General features: G+C 53.1%; 17 protein-coding genes and 1 riboswitch. Of the genes, 15 read left to right on the forward strand and 2 right to left on the reverse strand.

The genetic code is table 11. The features are described 5' to 3' along the window. Nucleotides 1-233: 233 nt before the first annotated feature. The 3 genes from GC101_RS27065 to GC101_RS27075 all read left to right on the forward strand — a co-directional run bounded on the left by GC101_RS27065 (nt 234) and on the right by GC101_RS27075 (nt 2,835). Nucleotides 234-980 (forward strand): acyl-[acyl-carrier-protein] thioesterase, encoded by a 747-nt coding sequence (locus GC101_RS27065; RefSeq protein WP_171719856.1) that lies wholly within the window; start codon nt 234-236, stop codon nt 978-980. A 153-nt stretch (nt 981-1,133) separates the two neighbouring features. Continuing rightward, nucleotides 1,134-1,727, forward strand: coding sequence for an RNA polymerase sigma factor (locus GC101_RS27070; RefSeq protein WP_343049834.1), 594 nt, complete (start codon nt 1,134-1,136; stop codon nt 1,725-1,727). Then, the gene (locus GC101_RS27075) at nt 1,702-2,835 is read left to right on the forward strand and encodes a DUF4179 domain-containing protein (protein ID WP_171719858.1); all 1,134 of its coding nucleotides are present in this window, start codon (nt 1,702-1,704) and stop codon (nt 2,833-2,835) included. Before GC101_RS27070 ends, GC101_RS27075 begins: the two co-directional genes overlap by 26 nt. A gap of 73 nt (nt 2,836-2,908) precedes the next feature. Here the strand turns inward: GC101_RS27075 and GC101_RS27080 are convergent, their stop codons facing one another. Together GC101_RS27080 and tsaA are read right to left on the reverse strand one after the other, a co-directional pair. Beyond that, the gene (locus GC101_RS27080; protein WP_171719859.1) at nt 2,909-3,814 is read right to left on the reverse strand and encodes an AraC family transcriptional regulator; all 906 of its coding nucleotides are present in this window, start codon (nt 3,812-3,814) and stop codon (nt 2,909-2,911) included. 21 nt (nt 3,815-3,835) lie between these two features. Continuing rightward, on the reverse strand, nt 3,836-4,285 hold the full coding sequence (gene tsaA, locus GC101_RS27085) for a tRNA (N6-threonylcarbamoyladenosine(37)-N6)-methyltransferase TrmO (protein ID WP_171719860.1): 450 nt from the start codon (nt 4,283-4,285) through the stop codon (nt 3,836-3,838). Between the two features lie 127 nt (nt 4,286-4,412). Here tsaA and GC101_RS27090 point away from each other — a divergent pair, with 127 nt between their 5' ends. The 12 genes from GC101_RS27090 (at nt 4,413) to purF (ending at nt 19,130) form a co-directional block, all read left to right on the forward strand. Then, nucleotides 4,413-6,554 (forward strand): DNA topoisomerase III, encoded by a 2,142-nt coding sequence (locus GC101_RS27090; protein WP_171719861.1) that lies wholly within the window; start codon nt 4,413-4,415, stop codon nt 6,552-6,554. Nucleotides 6,555-7,064: 510 nt separating this feature from the next. Continuing rightward, a complete protein-coding gene (locus GC101_RS27095; protein WP_171719862.1) occupies nt 7,065-8,318 on the forward strand; it encodes an MFS transporter in 1,254 nt (417 codons plus the stop codon). A 147-nt stretch (nt 8,319-8,465) separates the two neighbouring features. Continuing rightward, entirely contained in the window at nt 8,466-8,729 is a 264-nt protein-coding gene (locus GC101_RS27100; RefSeq protein ID WP_171719863.1) for a DUF1294 domain-containing protein, read from the forward strand. A gap of 50 nt (nt 8,730-8,779) precedes the next feature. Beyond that, nucleotides 8,780-9,214 (forward strand): universal stress protein, encoded by a 435-nt coding sequence (locus tag GC101_RS27105; protein ID WP_171719864.1) that lies wholly within the window; start codon nt 8,780-8,782, stop codon nt 9,212-9,214. Nucleotides 9,215-9,376: 162 nt separating this feature from the next. Then, nucleotides 9,377-9,478, forward strand: a riboswitch (purine riboswitch). Nucleotides 9,479-9,716: 238 nt separating this feature from the next. Continuing rightward, entirely contained in the window at nt 9,717-10,202 is a 486-nt protein-coding gene (gene purE, locus GC101_RS27110; RefSeq protein WP_171719865.1) for a 5-(carboxyamino)imidazole ribonucleotide mutase, read from the forward strand. An 80-nt stretch (nt 10,203-10,282) separates the two neighbouring features. Next, nucleotides 10,283-11,584 (forward strand): 5-(carboxyamino)imidazole ribonucleotide synthase, encoded by a 1,302-nt coding sequence (locus tag GC101_RS27115; protein ID WP_246354542.1) that lies wholly within the window; start codon nt 10,283-10,285, stop codon nt 11,582-11,584. Nucleotides 11,585-11,590: 6 nt separating this feature from the next. Further along, a complete protein-coding gene (gene purB / locus GC101_RS27120) occupies nt 11,591-12,886 on the forward strand; it encodes an adenylosuccinate lyase (protein WP_171719866.1) in 1,296 nt (431 codons plus the stop codon). 369 nt (nt 12,887-13,255) lie between these two features. Beyond that, nucleotides 13,256-14,146 (forward strand): phosphoribosylaminoimidazolesuccinocarboxamide synthase, encoded by an 891-nt coding sequence (locus tag GC101_RS27125; protein ID WP_171719867.1) that lies wholly within the window; start codon nt 13,256-13,258, stop codon nt 14,144-14,146. Between the two features lie 338 nt (nt 14,147-14,484). Continuing rightward, the gene (purS, locus tag GC101_RS27130) at nt 14,485-14,730 is read left to right on the forward strand and encodes a phosphoribosylformylglycinamidine synthase subunit PurS (protein ID WP_039298247.1); all 246 of its coding nucleotides are present in this window, start codon (nt 14,485-14,487) and stop codon (nt 14,728-14,730) included. A 5-nt stretch (nt 14,731-14,735) separates the two neighbouring features. Continuing rightward, nucleotides 14,736-15,425, forward strand: coding sequence for a phosphoribosylformylglycinamidine synthase subunit PurQ (purQ, locus tag GC101_RS27135; RefSeq protein WP_171719868.1), 690 nt, complete (start codon nt 14,736-14,738; stop codon nt 15,423-15,425). Beyond that, nucleotides 15,403-17,649: a phosphoribosylformylglycinamidine synthase subunit PurL gene (gene purL, locus GC101_RS27140; protein ID WP_171719869.1), complete on the forward strand. Its 2,247-nt coding sequence runs from the start codon at nt 15,403-15,405 to the stop codon at nt 17,647-17,649. Before purQ ends, purL begins: the two co-directional genes overlap by 23 nt. After that, entirely contained in the window at nt 17,634-19,130 is a 1,497-nt protein-coding gene (gene purF, locus GC101_RS27145; protein WP_171719870.1) for an amidophosphoribosyltransferase, read from the forward strand. Before purL ends, purF begins: the two co-directional genes overlap by 16 nt. Nucleotides 19,131-19,410: the final 280 nt, after the last annotated feature.

Below are 19,410 nucleotides of genomic sequence, written 5' to 3' on the forward strand. Positions count from 1 at the left end.
TCCTTTAGAGAATAGTATTACAATTACTTAGTGCCTTATTTTTGGTACTTGTTGTGAATTTTGTGCATAGCTTGTGTATAATTCGGTGGTAAATAGAAAGAAATGAAAACTTATACACATGTGGATAGATTATATTTTTTAACAAGTACTCCCCAATTCATGTGGATATCGTATTAGATAATGTGGATACAACAGAGGGAATTGTGGATGGATGCGTAAAGGAGCGTAAAGTTATGGACAAGCACGGCAACCTTTTGTGGACAGAGGATTTTATGGTTCATGCAAGTGACACTGATTTTCGGTCAAGAGGCAAGCTATCTTTTCTTCTTGATATTATGCAGCGTGCTGCGGATTCGGCTGTAAGCAGCCTGGGTCTAAGTATTGATACAATGCTTAATGCAAGAATGGGCTGGATGGTTATCACACTCGATCTGGATCTTCGACGTTTACCGTCGCCTAACGAGCTTCTTAATGTGCGTACCTGGAGTAAAGGAAACAAAGGAGCGCTCTGGCAGCGGGATTATCGGATTTTTGATAGTAATGCTGTAGAACTGGCGGAGGCACGCTCAATCTGGGCGCTTGTGGACATGGATAAGCGGAAGATCCTTCGTCCGTCAGCCCTTCCCATTGCTGTAGAGCCTTATTTGGAAGATTCGGTCGGAAGCCTCCCGGACAAAGTAGTGATTCCCGCTGATCTTTCTCTGCAGGAAGCCTTTCGCTATCAAGTAAGGTATAGCGGGCTCGATAATAACGGGCACCTTAACAATGCAAGGTATGTAGATTTATGCTGCGATGCGCTGACTTTGGAGGAATGGGAAGAGCTGGAGCTTACCGGTCTTCACATAACCTATGCGCAGGAAGCCCAGTATGGTGAGGAAATTAGCCTTTTACGGTCTTCGCGGACTGAAGAAGGAATATATGTACGCGGCCAAGGCGGCGACAAGGTGTTTTTTGAAGCATGTCTAAGGTTTGAGAGATAAACCTTTAACAACAACAGTCTTAAATGTAGTTTCTTCTCATGGCAGCCACTCTGTTTTCAGAGAACTGCCTTTTTTTCGTATATAAAGCTAATTATTGGGTTGTCACAAATAAGCAGTTGGCATTCGTTATACAGGTGTAAAAGGAAAATGGAGGTGATTCTTTTGGAGCAAGGCAACCCCGGGGGCCAAGTGAATCCAAATATGATCGAAGAAGCAATTCATAAGGTGCGCGCTGGTGAAAAGCATGCTTTTACTTCAGTGATTACTGCATATGAACGGCAAATATATACGTATTGTTATTATATTTTGAGGAGCCGTGAAGAAGCTGAGGATGCTGTGCAGGATATATTTGTGAAGGTGTATCAGGAGCTTGGGCGTTATGAGAAGCGTATCTCTTTTTCAGCCTGGTTGTATAAGGTAGCTTATCATCATTGCCTGGACCAGCTTCGCAGGCATAAGCGCCGCAGCCGGTTAATGTCACTTTATAAATTGCAGCTGGTGCGGGAAACTCCTGAGTCTCCAGTCAATTCGCCTGTGGATAGAATGTTCGGAGACCTAACTTCGGAGGAGCGCAGTTTGTTGATCCTGCGTGTCATTGAACAATACAGTTTCGAAGAAATTGCACAGATAACCGGGAGCAGTTCGGCCGCTCTCCGCAAGAAGTATGAACGGCTCCGGAGAAAACTGATCCAGCAAAAAGCGAACGAAGGAGGATGCACTCGTGGAGAAGTGGCAGAATCAAACTGAGAAGCAAATGTTGGAGCAGATTCGCAGCAGCATCGGAAAGGTTCAGCTTCCTGTGGACAGTTACAATGAGCAAATTATGAACCGTATTGAGCATATGGAGATCAAAGGAGGCAGCAAATTGATTAAAAAGACGTTAGCAGCCGCATGTGTGGCCGTAATGATCGGGTTAGGTACAGTAACAGCAGGATTCATCTCCCCTGTATGGGCCGATACATTGAGTCAATTCCCCGTATTCAGCAGTATTTTCAAGCACACCGACCCAGGTTTGAAATTGGCGGCGGAAAAGGGCTTGACTACTTCACCTAACATGAGCGTTACAAAGGATGGAGTTACTTTAAGTGTTACAGAAGTATTTTATGACGGTACCCGGCTAGCCATTGGATTTGAGAGAGCGGGAATCATGGATGAACGGGTTCTGGCGGAGATTACTGATTTCAAAACCCATGACTTTGATCAGTCGACCAAAGGGCTACTGGGGCTGCCTGTGGTTACTCAGGTGTCAGGTGAGCCCATCAGCTTCGGCTCCTCTTCTACAGGTGACGTAGAGGGACAAGCCCAAACCCTTCTGTTGGAGCTGAATGAACTGCGGAACACTGCAGCTTTGGGAGACGAATTCAAGGTGGATATCAGTGTGCCGGTTGCTCAGATCGCAGAGCCGTTTGAGTTCCAGGTAACGGTGAAAAAAGTAACGGAGGGAGTAATTAATCTTACTCCAGGTCAGGGGGCAAGCAAAGGCTCCTTCCATTACACAGTGAAGAGTCTGGACATTACGCCTGCTACCCTAAGATTGATCGTAACCAGTGAAGGGGAAGTGCCTGCCTCGCCGGAGCAGACAGGAGAATATGCTCCAACTGAGGTATTCTATGAGCTTGTGGATGATGCCGGAAATGTGATCAATCCCCGGCAGATGGGGTATGCCATGGCCAAGGCAGTTCAGCATCCTATTCTGGATAATCTGTACAATACCCTCCCGCAAATTCCCAAGACGATTACGGTCAGACCGTATACATGTACATTTGATAGTGAGCTGAATATTTTGCTGGATGCTAATGGTGAACGGGTAAAAACTTATTATAAAGAACTTGAGACCACTATAGTGATTCCTTAAGGCAGAGAAATAATTCGAAAAATGAGAAGTTTACTTGTCCGCGTCTGCTCTGCAGAGGCGGACTTGTTTGTATTCAAAGCAAAGTTAAAGGAATATAGATCTCACTTACCGAGTTAGGATTATCTGGTCCGAGATAGTCTTTGCCGTAGTATTCAAATTCGTAAGAGAGATTAAGGCGGTAATCGCTTCCGGGCAAAAATACGCCATAAATATATTTGTATGTAGCGGAGACTTCTGCTGAGGGACCTCTATGCAGGAATCGGAGATACCTCGCCGGAGGTAAGGTGTGGACAGGGAGATTGTTATCTGCGTTTTCTCTGTTTGTCTGAAGCTTAGTACCAGGTGGTAAAGGCAACGAGGCGTTCAACTCACAGGCACAGAGAAGAGAGAATCCGCTATCCTCATAATCATCCGGCCAATAGCTAAGCTGATAATACCTCTCCGGAAGCTTACGTTCGGGTATAGAGGAGATACTGCTGAATAGCTGTTCCCAAGCTGTACCTATAATAGATGGATCGTTGTTAGCGGTAATAAATGGTCCCTGGAGCCTGATTTCCCCGAGCTCAATGATTTCCGGAGATACGGTGTTGTGGACAGTCCAGTGCGGCAGATCCATTCCCTGTATAGGATGCAGCAGCAGAGGGATATCGGGATTTGATTTTTGGCGGATACGGGTGGGGGTGGTATGGAGCAATCTTTTGAAGGCACGGGTGAAGGTCTCATAATCATTAAAAGAATAATCCAGCGAAATATCCTGAAAGGTGCGCCCGGGACTTCTCAGAATCTCACGTGCAGCCTCGGAAATTCGACGTCTTGCGATATAGTCGCCGGGTGTCAGCCCGGTAACCCCCTGGAACAGCCGGATAAAATGATACAGCGAATAACCGCTCACTCTGGAGAGGGTCAGGACAGACAATGGCTGCTTCAGATTCGATTCAATATAATCAATCGCTTGCAGAATAAGCTTGCAGTTAGTCATGAGCTCTCTCCTCGTACTAATTTACTCTAGAGCCCACTCCCCCCAGGAGGCAGCCCATACAGGGACTCTGACATGACGGACACGGTCGGTAGCAGGAAAATAGGCTTTGATATCGAGCACAGGCGTTCCTGGATAGGCATCCAGTCCGGTAACCTCAACAATTCCCTGTTCAACATCAACGGACACAATTCCGGCAACAGAAAGGCCAATAGGATTAGGGCGTACGGGAGATCGTGTGGCAAATACACCAGTTACCGGAGCCTCATATGGAGGCTCAATCTGCGTAGTACGCCGGAAGGCATCTTCTGCAAATTCATGAATCCACCAGAGAATCTGGCAGTGGCTGAAATCAGCCAGCCCCTTCAAGGCAGGTCTGTATTGCGGTTTAATCTCGAGACGCAGGTTGTGCTGTGATCCGGATACGGATACTACACCTACTGATATAACATTATACGGTTCTGTTGTGAGCATTGGCTGTGACTCCTTTCGGCTGGGGAATAATTCTAGTTTATCTGAAATGAAGCGAAATCAGCCTGATGATATTTGCGGTCTTTTATCCCGTGGTATAATAGATTGTTGATATGGAGGGGAGAGAATTATGAAGGTACTGGTACTGGCGGAGAAGCCATCGGTTGCCCGGGAGATTGCCCGGGTGCTGGGCTGCGGAAATAAGCAAAAGAGCTATATGGAAGGTCCGAAATATGTGGTTACCTGGGCTCTGGGGCATCTGGTTGGCCTGGCTGAGCCTGAGGACTATAACAATAAATATGCTACCTGGGCATTGGAGGATTTGCCGATTCTTCCGGAGAAGGCCAAGCTTAAGGTGCTGCGGGAGACCAGCCAGCAATACAAAGCGGTACAACAGCTGATGAAACGGCAGGATATTGAGGAGCTGATCGTTGCGACGGATGCTGCGCGTGAGGGTGAGCTGCTGGCACGCTGGATCATGAATATGGCTGGCTGGAAAAAGCCGTTCAAGCGGCTGTGGATCTCCTCGCAGACGGATAAGGCGATTAAGGAAGGCTTCGCCGCGCTTCGTCCGGGCAAGGACTTCGACCGGTTGTATGAGTCTGCCCGCTGCCGTGCAGAGGCGGATTGGATGATCGGACTGAACATTACGCGCGCCTTAACCTGTAAGTTCGGTGCGCCGCTCTCGGCAGGACGTGTACAGACACCTACGCTTGGCATGATTATGGACCGGGAAAATGAAATTACGGGCTTCCGTTCCCAGGAATATGATCAGCTGACTGCCGATTTCGGCAATTTCCAGGCGGGATGGCGTGCGCAGGGCGGGGACGGCCGGATTTTTGATAGAGACAAGACAGGTATCCTGAAGGAGAAGCTGACCGGCCGCAGCGGACGGATCACCAAGGTGCACAAAAGCGAGAAAAGCGAACCCCATCCGCTGGCCTATGACCTGACGGAGCTGCAGCGGGATGCAAACCGTAAATTTGGCTTTTCGGCCAAACAAACCTCAAGCCTGCTGCAAAAGCTGTATGAACAGCATAAGCTGGTTACTTATCCGCGTACGGACAGCCGCTACCTGACTGCCGATATGACGGGTACGCTAAAAGAAAGATTGGACAGCGTAGCAGTCGGACCGTATGCGGCCCTCGCTAGACCGCTACTGCGCAAACCGCTGCCGGTTACGAAACGGATTGTTGACGACAGTAAGGTCAGTGACCATCACGCAATTATTCCAACAGAGCAGACGGTATTGCTTAATCTATTAAGTGCGGAAGAACGGAAGCTGTATGATCTGATTGTACGGCGGTTCATCAGCCTGTTCTATCCTCCGGCACGTTATGATGCAGTGGCTGTGACGGTGAACGTGGACGGAGAAACGTTCCAGGTTAAAGGCACTACTGTTAAGGACGCGGGCTGGCGCGAAGTCTATGGCGGGGATATGAGTTCGGATGAGGAGGATGAGAACGCGGGCGATGAGCCTGCAGCGGGCAGCGTGAAGCTGCCGGAGCTGCGGGAGGGCGACAGCGTGAAAATTGAGCGCTGCATCATCAAGCCCGGCCGGACGCAGCCGCCGAAGCGTTATAATGAAGCTTCACTGCTGACACAGATGGAGAAGTACGGGCTCGGTACGCCGGCCACCCGTGCGGATATCATCGAGAAGCTGGTCAGCTCGGATACGATTGAGCGGCAGGGTAATCTGCTGCATCCGACCGGCAAAGGCAAGCAGCTGATCGGACTGGTCTCAGGACAGCTGCGCACTCCGGAGCTTACGGCACGCTGGGAATCGGAGCTGGAGAAGATCGCGCGCGGGCAAGGGCGTCCGGAGCCTTTTCTGCAGGGCATCCGCAGTATGGCCCAGGAGCTGGTGTCCGGGGTCAAGAATAGCGCAGCGGAATACAAGCCGCATAATGTCTCTAACAGCCATTGTCCGGAATGCGGGACAAGAATGCTGGAGAAGAAGAGCAAACGCGGCAAGCTGCTGGTCTGTCCCAAAGAGGACTGCGGCTATACCCGGGCAGGGGAGAAGCAGCTGTCGAACCGCCGCTGTCCGCAGTGCCATAAGAAGATGGAGCTTAAGGAAGGCAAGGCAGGGATGTATGTGCAGTGCCTCGGCTGCGGGATTACGGAGACAATGGATAAGGATCATAAGCATATCAACAAACGCGAGCAGCAGAAGCTGGTCCAGCAGTACAGCAAGCCGGAAAGCGCCAGTGGCTCTAACCTTGGTGAATTGCTGAAGGCAGCGATGGAAGCCAAGCAGAAGGGGAAATAAAAAAGCCTAAAGTGTAAGGGCAACAGTGCATTAGATGAAGTAAGTGGCAAAAAACGAGCGAAGATACAACGAAGATAAAAACAAAGATAAGAACAAAGATAAGAACAAAGATAAAAACAAAGATACAAACGAAGATACAAGCCAAGATACAACGAAGATAAAAGCAAAGATACAAACGAAGATACAACGATGATACAAACAAAGATAAAAAAAAGATACAAGCGTAAGACTAGTTAACGTAAAAGCAGCATGTTTATTCTAAGCTCTGTTATATAGAAGTTAGTTTCCCTTCCAGAAAGGGAATGCTTCGAGAACAACAAGACTGCCGGAGCATCCGGTGGTTTTGTTGTGTTTATGGAAATCGTGGAGCTGGCTGGTGTATAACAGAAGATTAAGTGTAATGTTACTTTACGAAGGCTGTCCAAGGGGCGGCAGATATGTTTTACTTAGAAGATTGAAGCTGGACAGGGTTATTAGGGTTCCGGCAAATATAGTGGAGCGGGTGATGAAGTGGCGGCGGCTAAGCAATTAGAAGGTGAAGTCCAATCGGTACAAGGCTCAGGCAAGAGGGGGGGCAGCCGGTTTTTCTTTTTGGTGATTGTCTTTATGTTCTGGTTCTCTTCTTATATCTATGTGCCTGTGTTGTCTCCGTATGTGGAGCATCTGGGAGCTTCTTATATCATGGTTGGAGCGGTGCTGGGCGTATACGGCCTGATGCAGATTCTGTTCCGGCTGCCGATCGGGATCGGTTCGGATTATCTTAACCGGCGGCGGCCGTTTATTTATCTGGGGCTGATCGCCAGCGGAGCAAGCTGTCTGCTGTTCCTGGCTGGTGCACATCCGGGCTGGGCGCTGGCTGCGCGTGCCGTCTCAGGGATTGCGGCCTCCGCGTGGGTCGTGTACTCGGTGATGTTCGCGGGGTATTTTCCGAAAGAAGAGGCTGGTAAAGCGATGGGCATGCTGCAGTTTACAACGGTTATTGCCCAATTGACCAGTATGATGATCAGCGGCTATATGGTCGATCACTGGGGCTGGAACACTCCGTTTATTATCGGCGGGATTGTGGCGGCGGCAGCGCTGCTGCTTGCACTACGTCTGCCTGAACAGAAGCAGGAGAAGCGGAATGCGATTCAGATCAAAGATCTTGCCGGAGTAGTCAGGGAACCGCTGCTGGTCAAGGTATCGCTTTTGTCAGTGCTGGCGCATTGTGTACTGTTCATTACGATGTTCGGCTATACGCCGAATCAGGCGCTGGATATTGGAGCGAGCAAAGAAAGTCTCGGCTGGCTGACGCTGGCTTTCATGCTGCCGCATGCGATTGCCACACTGTACGGCTCACGTCTATTCGGCAAATGGCTTGGGGACCGGGGAACGTTAATGCTGGGTTTTGCCGGGAGTGCGGTATTCACACTGCTGATTCCCTCTATGCCTACTCTAGCCGCTCTCTGTGCAACGCAGATTGGGAACGGATTCATGCAGGGTCTTATTTTCCCGCTGCTGCTGGGTAAATCGGTGTCGGGAGTCGCTCCGTTCAAACGGGCAACGGCTATGGGCTTCTATCAGGCGGTGTATGCCATAGGGATGTCAGGGGGACCATTTGTTGCGGGATGGATGAGTGCGGCGTATGGACTGACCGGCGGTTTCTGGCTTGGCGGAATTGCGGCGCTGCTTGCTGCGGTGCTGTCCTGGCTATGGATCAGAGAGGCCGGAGAACCGGGCATAGGGAGCAGACAAAAGCGGCGGATACTTGGCAGGCAGGGTTAGGTTTATTGTAATAGAAGGGGGCCCCGCAAAGTACCTGAGTGATCACCTGCGCCAAAACCTCACTTTGTGGGGGAACTTATTGGTTTTTTGCCGGAAAGGGTAATATAATAGAGAGTAGATAGGATGCAAGGAGGAGGGGCCGGAAGGATGGTCAAGGGTGTATTGCTGTGGTTCGCACTGATCAATATTATCGGGTATGTGGTGATGTCGGAAGACAAGAACAAGGCCCGCAAAAGACGGGATCGGGTGCCGGAGAAAACACTGTTTCTGCTGGCGTTCATGGGCGGCGCGCTGGGTGTGCTGATTGCCATGTACCGCAAGCGCCACAAGACGAGGCATACTTCCTTCAGGATCGGAATTCCGCTGCTGCTGCTGCTGAATATCCTGCTGTATGGATATTTTTTGAGTTAAGTTTCTTGTAGTTTGGCTAAGGCTGTACACAATAGAAAGAGGTGGCGTATATGTTATTCTCTAAAATTTTGCTAGCCTATGACGGTTCGAAGGCTTCCAATCAGGCATTGGAACGGGCGATTGAACTGGCCAAGGTAACTCCAGGGTCCTCCCTGTACGTCGTACACGCATTTGAATTCCCGCGGTTCTTCATCGGGGAAGCTCTCGCGCCTCTACCGGCATCAGTGAACAAGGATTATTATGACCTCGCGGTCCAGACTACGGATGAAGTGAAAAGCCGGCTGGAAGCCGAAGGCCTGAACGCTACTGTGGAATTGCTGCAGGGATCGCCTGCCGAAGTGATTCTGTCCTATGCCAAAGAGCACACGGTGGATGTCATCGTTATCGGCAGCCGCGGGCTTGGCGGAATCCGGGAGTTCGTTCTGGGCAGCGTCAGCCACAATGTGGTGCAAAGCGCGCGCATTCCGGTGCTGGTTGTTAAATAATAGAGATACTTGCAGAGGAGCGCTTAGGCGTTCCCCTTTTTTTCTGCGGAGATGGCCGGAATAGGCGGAATAAGAAAATTAAATGTGCCCAAAAGCGAACATTTGAGAGACATGATATGACAATGTTCGTGTTTAAGTTGACACGAAGTGTAGGGCATTGTTAAACTGAACCTATGAAGAGCTCGTATAAAACCGGGGATAGGGCCCGGAAGTTTCTACCCGGTAACCGTAAATTGCCGGACTACGAGGAAATAGGATGACTGAAACGGCCAGCCGCCCCGCGTATACCGGGGCTGTGCTCTGCGCCGGCTCTCTTAAAGGCCGGGTATCTGCAGATGCCGGAGCAGTACTCTCCTAATTCCTTAGTAGTCCGGGTCCACCCGCAGCAAAATGCGTCTGGAATCCGGGCTATTTTTTTCGGATTTATGGGAAACTAGAGGGAAATGGGACACACTTAAATCAGAGGAATATCTATAACGGGAAACGGAAGGCTGGGTGAACGATGACTGTGCAAGTAGGTGTCATTATGGGCAGCAAATCGGACTATGAAACTATGGAGCATGCATGTGCTGTGCTTGAGGAGCTGGGTGTGCCTTATGAGAAAAAGGTCATCTCGGCGCATCGTACACCGGATCTGATGTTCCGTTATGCCGAGGAAGCGGCAGCGCGCGGCTTGAAGGTGATTATCGCCGGAGCGGGCGGTGCGGCGCATCTGCCGGGTATGGTGGCAGCCAAAACTACGTTGCCGGTCATCGGGGTGCCTGTGCAGTCCAAGGCGTTGAACGGCCTGGACTCGCTGCTGTCGATTGTGCAGATGCCGGCTGGTATCCCGGTAGCCACGGTAGCCATTGGCCGTGCCGGAGCTACGAATGCAGGGCTGCTGGCGGCGCAGATCATCGGTGCTTTCGAGCCGGAGGTGGCGAGAAAGGTGCAGCTGCGGCGCGAGGCGACCCAGCGTGAAGTGCTGGAAAGCAGCGAGACGCTATGAGACCTGGTGAGTCGAAGACCGGAGGCTCGGAGAGCGGGGCGCAGCAAAGAGCAGAGCGGGATCAAGCTGGAGCTGAGAGAATGGGGCGCCGGGAGGAGGCGGCTGCTGGTGCTGCTGAAGCACCTGGGGCGGGAACGCCCCGGACGCTGCTGCCCGGCGCGACGATCGGCGTGCTCGGCGGCGGGCAGCTCGGGCGCATGATGGCGCTGTCCGGCAGCGCCATGGGGTACCGCTTCGTGGCGCTGGACCCTGCGCAGGATGCGCCCTGCGGGCAGGTTACGCCGCAGATTACCGCGGCGTACAACGACCGGGACGCGGCGCGTGAGCTGGCGCAGCGCGCGGACGTGATCACGTACGAGTTCGAGAACGTCGACGCGGGCGTAGCCGCGCTGCTGACGGAGGAATCGTACGTGCCCCAGGGCAGCGCGCTGCTGTATACGACGCAGCACCGGCTGCGCGAGAAGGCGGCCATCGAGGCGGCGGGCGTGCCCGTTGCCCCGTACCGCAAGGTCGGCAGCCTGGCGGAGCTTGAAGCCGCGGCTGCCGAGCTGGGCCTGCCCTGTGTGCTGAAGACAGCCACAGGGGGGTATGACGGCAAGGGACAAGCCGTCATCCGCCGGCCGGAAGAGCTGGCAGCAGCGTTCCGGCAGGTAGCGCCGGGAGCGGCGGCTCCAGCACCGCAAGCAAGCGGGGCAGCGGCTTCGCCCGACTCGCCGGGAGCGGCTGAAGCGAAAGACGCTGCCGAGGCCAGGCCACATGCACCCGAGCTGGTGCTGGAGAAATTTATCGCCTTCCAATGCGAAATTTCGGTCATTGCCGCCCGCAGCGCGTCAGGTGAAGTCAAGAGCTTCCCGCCCGCCGAGAACATCCACGTAGACAATATCCTGCATCTCTCGATTGTGCCCGCCAGGGTGCCGGAGGAGATTCAGCGGCGGGCCTGCGAGCTGGCCGAGCAGATCGTCTCCGGCATGGATGCCGTCGGACTGCTGGCCGTGGAGATGTTCGTGACGGAGGATGGAGAGCTATTCGTCAACGAGCTGGCTCCGCGCCCGCATAATTCAGGGCATTATACAATGGATGCCTGCGTAACCTCACAGTTCGAGCAGCATGTGCGGGCGATCTGCAATCTGCCGCTGGGCGACACTACGCTGCTTACACCTGTAGTCATGGTGAATGTGCTCGGCCAGCATCTGGAGGGTGCCATTCAGGCGGCCTGCAGCGCGGACGAAGAATCAAACCGGCTTGGGGTATCCCCTAAGCTTCATATATATGGCAAGACTGAGAGCAAGACCGGCCGCAAAATGGGCCATATCAACCTGCTCTGCAAGGACACCGGAGACGGCCTGGCCTGGGTAGAGCAAACTAACCTTTGGAGGAACTGACAAGCTATGATCGAACGTTACAGCAGACCTGAGATGCGGGCCATTTGGACCGAAGAAAATAAATTTAACGCGTGGCTGGAAGTTGAAATTTGCGCCTGTGAGGCTTGGGCCGAGCTGGGAGTGATCCCGCATGAGGATGCCGCGAAGCTGCGCAAGGACGCCAAATTCGACATCGCGCGGATCGACGAAATTGAACAGGAAACGCGTCATGATGTGATTGCTTTTACCCGTGCAGTATCGGAGAGCCTGGGTGCAGAACGCAAATGGGTGCATTACGGACTGACCTCCACGGACGTTGTCGACACGGCACTCGGCTACCTGCTGCGTCAAGCCAACGAAATTCTGGAGCAGGATATTATCCGGTTCATTGAGATTCTAAAAGATAAAGCAGTAGCCTACAAAGATACTCCGATGATGGGCCGCACACACGGCGTACACGCCGAGCCGACGACTTTTGGCCTCAAAATGGCGCTGTGGTATGAGGAAATGAAGCGTAACCTGGAGCGTTTCCGTCATGCGGCGAGCGGCGTCCAATTCGGCAAAATCTCCGGGGCTGTCGGCACCTATGCCAACATCGACCCGTTCGTTGAAGAATTTGTCTGCCGCAAGCTGGGCACCAGCCCGGCACCGATCTCCACGCAGACCCTGCAGCGTGACCGTCATGCGGAGTACATGGCTGCGCTGGCACTGGTTGCCACTTCGCTGGACAAGTTCGCTACTGAAATCCGCGCTTTGCAGAAGAGTGAGATCCGCGAGGTGGAGGAAGCTTTTGCCAAAGGTCAAAAGGGTTCATCCGCTATGCCGCATAAGCGCAACCCGATCGGCTGCGAGAACATCTCCGGCCTGTCACGCGTGATCCGCGGCCATATGGTTACAGCATACGAGAACGTGCCGCTGTGGCATGAACGCGATATCTCGCATTCCTCGGTAGAGCGGATCATCCTGCCGGATGCGACCATGCTGCTGAACTATATGCTGAACCGCTTCGGCAATATCGTGAAGAACCTGACCGTGTTCCCGGACAATATGAAGCGCAACATGAACCGCACCTTCGGTGTTCCGTTCTCCGGCCGCATCCTGACGAAGCTGATCGACAAAGGCTTCAGCCGCGAGCAGGCTTACGACACCGTGCAGCCGCGTGCGATGCAGGCCTGGGAGGAACAGACCCAGTTCCGTGACATCGTTGAAGCTACACCGGAAATCACTGCCGTGCTTAGTCCGGAAGAGATCGAGGATGCTTTCAATCCTTCCTGGCACCTCAAGCATGTGGACACCATCTTCAGCAAGCTGGAGCTTATCTAATTAAAAAAGGTGAGTCAGTGGTGAACTGATGAGCTGGAGAAGATATGGGAGAGCGATGGGGGATGCTTGTTCCTGATATGCGGAGCACAGGAAATTGAATTAAGGTTTGGGTTAAAGGAGGAACGGAGAGGAATTTTGGAACTGGAGAAGCGTTAGCGTTCGCCTTTATGTTTGGATTTCTACCGCTGCCAGCGGTTCAAATCAGGAAATTCAAACATAACAGCGATCGGAAGTCCAAAATTTCCCGCAGTGACCCTATTAACCCGAAGGAGTAATCAGTTTCCGCTTAGGCGAAGCGAAGGAAACAAAGTGTCCCAGTGCTTTTAGCCCAAATATAAGCAAGATCATTTGTTCAAGGGAGGAAAGGTCATGACATCAACGGCCGTATCCACTGCCGTGGAACTCGTAAATGCACCGCTGCTCTACAAAGGTAAGGTTCGTGAGCTGTACGATTTGGGGGATGAGGTACTGATTGTCGTTACGGACCGCATTTCCGCATTTGATTACGTGCTGGACCCGGCGGTGCCGGACAAAGGCAATGTGCTTAACCGGCTTAGCGCCTTCTGGTTCGGCCAGACCAAGGAGCTCATTGAGAACCATGTGGTTCATATCGACGTGGACCGGCTCGGGGATATTGTACGGGACCGCGAAGCGCTGAAGAACCGCATCATGGTGGTCCGCAAAGCAGAGCGGATTGATATCGAATGTGTCGTGCGCGGCTGCATTACCGGCGGCGGCTGGCGGCAGTATCAGGAGACCGGCAAAGTGAACGGCATCGAGCTTCCCAAAGGGCTGCGCAAGAATGCGGTGCTGACCGAGCCGATCTTTACACCCGCGGCCAAGAATGATGTCGGCCATGATGAGGACATTCCTTTTGAGCAGATGCAGGAGCTGATTGGCGCGGAGCTTGCGCTGGAGCTGAAGGAGAAGAGCCTGAAGCTGTTCGCTTTTGCCAGAGAATATTGTAAAGACCGCGGCATCATACTCGCCGATTGCAAATTCGAGTTCGGGCTGCTGGACGGCAAGGTCATCCTGATTGACGAGATTTTCACACCGGATGCTTCCCGCTTCTGGGCCAAGGACAAATACGCGCTGGATATCGAGATCGACAGCATGGATAAGGAGCCTGTACGGACTTACCTTTCGGCATCCTCCTGGGATAAGAACAGTACCCCGGACCCGCTGCCGCTTGAAGTCGTTGAAGAAACATCCCGCCGGTATCTGGATATTTATCACCGCCTTACCGGAAAGTCCTTATAGATTATCCAATGACCTGATCTAAGCTACTGAAGAGGAAGCTAAACTTTAATTGCATTCTCTGCAGTTATTTTGCACAAAAGAAGGATCGCTTAGGGTTTAACTGTATCTGATACAACTAAAATGTGTGAAATGGCCTGAAAAGCAGATTTTCCAGAGAAATAGCTGTACGAAATGCAACTATAGTTGTTTTTACAGGAGATATTGAGATTATAGCTGTACATTATGCAGTTAAGTTAGCTGCCTGCAGTGAAGTAATTTGTTGCAGCTCACCGTTAGAGGTTAGCACATCGTTGTAATGTTGCGTTAGCTCATTAAATTTTAGGAGGAACTACAAGCGTATGTTAAAAGCGACAGTCTACGTCACCATCAAGAAAAGCGTGCTCGATCCCCAAGGTGTAGCCGTGCAAGGGGCGCTGCATTCCGTAGGTTTTCAGGAAGTTGAAAGTCTGCGTATCGGCAAATATATGGAGCTGACCCTCGATACCGACAACCGCGCTGAAGCGGAAGGACGCCTCAAGGATATGTGCGAGAAGCTGCTGGCCAACACGGTGATCGAGGATTACCGCTACGAATTGGAGGACTAAAAGTCATGAAATTTGCTGTACTTGTCTTTCCGGGCTCCAATTGTGACATTGACTGCTACAAAGCAGTAGAAGACAGCCTCGGCGAACCTGTAGATTATGTGTGGCATACGGTGACAGATCTGTCGGCTTATGACTGCATTCTCGTGCCGGGCGGCTTCTCTTATGGTGACTATCTGCGCTGCGGCGCAATTTCCCGGTTCGCTCCGGTGATGGCTGAAGTGGCCAAAGCGGCGGAGCAGGGCAAATTCGTGCTCGGCATCTGCAACGGGTTCCAAATCCTGACCGAAGCCGGCCTCTTGCCAGGCGCTCTGCGCCGCAACATGTCGATGAAGTTCCGCTGTCATGACACGGTGCTTAAGGTAGTGAATAACACAACTCCGTTTACGATCGACTATGCGAAGGATGAAGAAATCGTCATTCCGATTGCGCATGGCGAAGGCAATTACTATTGTGATGAAGAGACGCTGGCTGAGCTCAAAGCTAATAATCAAATCGTATTCACTTACAGCGACAACCCGAACGGTTCAGTCGCCGATATCGCCGGAGTCAGTAATGTAGCAGGCAATGTGGTTGGTATGATGCCTCACCCGGAACGCGCAGCGAATAGCCTGCTTGGTTCGGAAGACGGCAAACGGATGTTCACATCCATTCTTACATCGTGGAGGGATCGTTATGACGCAGCAAGTATCCGCTAAGGAGCCGACCGCAGAGCAGATCGCGGAGCAGAAAATCTACAGTCAGTTCGGTGTATCGGACAGCGAATATGAGCTCATTACTTCCTTCATGGGACGTAAGCCTAACTATACAGAAATCGGTGTGTTCAGCGTGATGTGGTCTGAGCATTGTGCCTATAAAAACTCGAAGCCGCTGCTCAGCCGTTTCCCGACAAGCGGACCGAAGGTGCTGATGGGACCGGGCGAAGGCGCAGGGATTGTTGATATCGGAGACAACCAGGCGGTTGTTTTCAAAATCGAGAGTCACAACCATCCATCGGCAGTTGAGCCTTATCAGGGCGCGGCGACCGGGGTGGGCGGGATTATCCGCGATATTTTCTCCATGGGCGCAAGACCGGTGGCGCTGCTGAACTCTCTGCGTTTCGGGAAGCTTGAGAGCGACCGGGTAAAATATCTGTTCGAGCATGTTGTGTCCGGAATCGCGGGCTACGGCAACTGTATCGGCATCCCGACCGTCGGCGGGGAGATCATGTTCGATGACAGCTATGACGGCAATCCGCTGGTTAATGCGATGTGCGTGGGCCTGATTGATCACGATAAAATCCAGCGCGGTGTCGCCAAAGGGGTAGGTAATCCCGTATTCTACGTGGGTCCTCCTACAGGCCGTGACGGCATTCATGGTGCGACTTTCGCCTCGGTTGAGCTCAGTGAAGAGTCGGAAGCGAAACGTACGGCGGTACAGGTTGGCGATCCGTTCATGGAGAAGCTGGTTATGGAATCTTGCCTGGAGCTGATCGACAGCGGTATCGTACTCGGAATACAGGATATGGGCGCAGCCGGTCTTACCTGCTCCAGTGCGGAAATGGCAAGTAAAGCAGGCAATGGTCTGGAGCTGTATCTGGATCAGGTGCCGCAGCGCGAAGACGGCATGAGCCCTTATGAGATGATGCTCTCGGAATCCCAGGAGCGGATGCTGTTCGTGGTTGAGCCTAAGGATGAGGCACAGGCACAGGAAATCTTCGACCGCTGGGGCGTGATTTGCCGCAAAGTGGGTAAGGTAACGGATGACGGCCGCCTGAAGCTGTTCCATCACGGTGAAGTGGTCGGCGACATGCCGGTAACAGCTCTGGTTGATGAATGTCCGATTTATAATAAACCATCGGCAGTTCCTGCTTACTATGAGGAGAATGCCGCGGTGGATACGCTTCGCTATGATGAAGTCACCGATCTGGGCGGCGCCCTGCGCACCGTACTGGGATCACCTACAGTAGCCAGCAAAGCATGGGTATACAACCAATATGATTATATGGTGCGGACCAGCACGGCCGTTCGTCCGGGTTCCGATGCAGCAGTGGTAACCATCCACGGCACACGCAAAGCTCTGGCGATGACTACGGACTGTAACGGACGTTATGTCTATCTCGATCCTGAAGTGGGCGGACGGATTGCTGTCAGCGAAGCCGCACGTAACATTGTCTGCTCCGGTGCTCTGCCGCTGGCAATTACGGACAACCTGAATTTCGGCAGTCCGGAGAAGCCGGAAATCTTCTGGCAGATGGAACGTGCGGTAGATGGCATGGCTGAAGCCTGCCGTGTGCTGGATACCCCTGTAATTGGCGGTAACGTCAGTCTGTACAATGAAAATGCTTCAGGAGCGATCTATCCGACACCGGTTGTCGGCATGGTGGGTCTTGTAGAAGATACCGATCATATTACAACTCAGGCCTTCAAGCAGGAAGGCGATTCGATTCTGTTGCTTGGTGTTACCAAGGCAGAGCTTGGCGGCAGTGAATTCCAGTATGCTGTTCACGGCCTGACCGAAGGACGTCCGCCAGAACTCGATCTGGCAACGGAACGCAAGCTGCTGGATGCCGTACTTGCTGCGATTCGCAGCGGGCTGGTCCGCTCGGCGCATGACCTATCCGAAGGCGGCCTGGCCGGAGCGCTTGCAGAAAGCTGTATCAGCGGCACCATTGGAGCGAATATTGAACTGTCTGCCGGCGGACTGCGTCCAGATGTGGCGCTGTTCAGCGAGAGCCAATCCCGGATTATTCTGACTTCGGCGCCTGACCGTGCGGAAGAACTGAAAGCGGCGGTTGTCGCATACGGCGTACCTGTAGAGATCATTGGAACTGTCGGCGGAGACCGCCTGCGTGTTGCTCTGGACGGAGCAGCTGCACTGGATGAAGCAGTGACTGAACTTAAGACCATTTGGGAGGATGCTATTCCATGTCTTATGAAATAAAGACCGGGAAAGAGCAGGAAGCCCCTATCCTGTGGACCGGCGACTTTTACAACGAAGGAACGGGCTCGGGAGATATTTTTGACACATTAAAAGAAGAATGCGGCGTCTTTGGGGTCTTCGGACACCCGGAAGCTGCTTCCATGTCCTATTACGGCCTGCATGCCCTGCAGCACCGGGGCGAAGAGAGCGCGGGCATCTGCGTAGCGGATGGGCGCGACTTCAACTACCACCGCGGCATGGGCCTGGTGAAGGAAGTGTTCGACAAAGACAAGATCGCTTCGCTGATCGGGGATATGTCCATCGGACATGTGCGTTACTCTACCAGTGGAGATAGCCGGCTGACTAATGCGCAGCCGCTGGTCTTCAAATACCGTGACGGTGATCTCGCGATTGCCACGAACGGCAATATCGTGAATGAACCTCTGATCCGTAAGCAGCTGGAGCAGGGCGGCTCAATCTTCCAGACCACCAGTGACACCGAGGTGCTGGCACATCTGATCGCGCGTTCGCAGAAGGATTTTGTCGAAGCCACGAAGGATGCCCTGGCCCAGCTGGTTGGTGGTTTCGCCTTCCTGCTGATGACTAATGACAAGCTGATTGTTGCTTCTGACCCGCATGGCTTGCGTCCCTTAGTGATGGGCCGGCTGGGCGAAGCTTACGTCTTCGCTTCCGAATCCTGTGCACTCGAAGTCATCGGCGCTAAGCTGGTACGCGATATTGAGCCGGGTGAGCTGCTCGTGCTGGATCAAGACGGTTTCCGGGAAGAACGCTTCGCAGAACCTAAACGTAAAGCGCTGTGCGCAATGGAATACATCTACTTCGCCCGCCCGGACAGTGATCTGAACGGCTCCAACCTGCACTCCGCCCGCAAGCGGATGGGCAGCCGGATGGCGCTCGAAGCCTTCGTGGATGCCGATATCGTAACCGGCGTGCCGGATTCCAGTATCTCTGCAGCCATTGGCTACGCCGAGCAGACTGGCATCCCGTACGAGCTTGGACTGATCAAGAACAAGTATACCGGCCGGACCTTCATCCAGCCGAGCCAGGAGCTGCGTGAGCAGGGCGTGAAGATGAAGCTCAGCGCCGTGCGCCGTGTCGTGGAAGGCCAGCGCGTAGTCATGATCGACGATTCCATCGTGCGCGGCACGACCTCTCGCCGGATTGTGAATCTGCTGCGCGAGGCCGGAGCGGCTGAGGTTCACGTGCGGATTACCTCGCCGCCGTTCAAGAATCCCTGCTTCTATGGCATCGATACCCCGGACCGCCGTGAGCTGATCGCCTCTTATAAGACGATCGCCGAGATGTGCGAGGAGATCAATGCGGACTCGCTTGCCTTCCTCTCACCGGATGGACTGATCCAGTCCATCGGCGGCTATAATAGTAACGATTACAAAGGCGGACTATGCCTGTCCTGCTTCGATAATGATTACCCGACGCAGGTGGATTTCGGCGGGGAAGAGAAGGACGGATGCAGTTGTTAACATCCCCCTAAATCCCCCTTGCAAAGGGGGACCCCGGAGGGCGCTGCCCTCCGGCCACCCGAAAGCTTGGTGGTAGGAGTTTGCTCTAAACTTGCTAAGAGGGCGTGGGTGCGGGTGCACGCTTTGTCCCTGTGTGCTGCGCACAGCCGGGACACGCTTCACGGCGCTGCGCGCCCTGGCGGCATGCTGCCCGCCGGGCCCTGGCTCCAGAACCTGTCCTGTTTGCTGCCGCAAATCCGGAGGTTCTGTCACCCAAGGATGCGCACGGCTTCGCCCCGTG

Origin of the sequence: Paenibacillus phytohabitans (assembly GCF_013141775.1) — a bacterium.
Classification (GTDB): domain Bacteria; phylum Bacillota; class Bacilli; order Paenibacillales; family Paenibacillaceae; genus Paenibacillus_AQ; species Paenibacillus_AQ phytohabitans.

Coding starts and splice junctions, on each gene's coding strand:
- GC101_RS27065 (WP_171719856.1), top strand. CDS start 234: ATGGACAAGCACGGCAACCTTTTGTGGACAGAGGATTTTATGGTTCAT.
- GC101_RS27080 (WP_171719859.1), bottom strand. CDS start 3,814: ATGACTAACTGCAAGCTTATTCTGCAAGCGATTGATTATATTGAATCG.
- tsaA (WP_171719860.1), bottom strand. CDS start 4,285: ATGCTCACAACAGAACCGTATAATGTTATATCAGTAGGTGTAGTATCC.
- GC101_RS27090 (WP_171719861.1), top strand. CDS start 4,413: ATGAAGGTACTGGTACTGGCGGAGAAGCCATCGGTTGCCCGGGAGATT.
- GC101_RS27100 (WP_171719863.1), top strand. CDS start 8,466: ATGGTCAAGGGTGTATTGCTGTGGTTCGCACTGATCAATATTATCGGG.
- GC101_RS27105 (WP_171719864.1), top strand. CDS start 8,780: ATGTTATTCTCTAAAATTTTGCTAGCCTATGACGGTTCGAAGGCTTCC.
- purE (WP_171719865.1), top strand. CDS start 9,717: ATGACTGTGCAAGTAGGTGTCATTATGGGCAGCAAATCGGACTATGAA.
- GC101_RS27115 (WP_246354542.1), top strand. CDS start 10,283: ATGGGGCGCCGGGAGGAGGCGGCTGCTGGTGCTGCTGAAGCACCTGGG.
- purB (WP_171719866.1), top strand. CDS start 11,591: ATGATCGAACGTTACAGCAGACCTGAGATGCGGGCCATTTGGACCGAA.
- GC101_RS27125 (WP_171719867.1), top strand. CDS start 13,256: ATGACATCAACGGCCGTATCCACTGCCGTGGAACTCGTAAATGCACCG.
- purS (WP_039298247.1), top strand. CDS start 14,485: ATGTTAAAAGCGACAGTCTACGTCACCATCAAGAAAAGCGTGCTCGAT.
- purQ (WP_171719868.1), top strand. CDS start 14,736: ATGAAATTTGCTGTACTTGTCTTTCCGGGCTCCAATTGTGACATTGAC.
- purL (WP_171719869.1), top strand. CDS start 15,403: ATGACGCAGCAAGTATCCGCTAAGGAGCCGACCGCAGAGCAGATCGCG.
- purF (WP_171719870.1), top strand. CDS start 17,634: ATGTCTTATGAAATAAAGACCGGGAAAGAGCAGGAAGCCCCTATCCTG.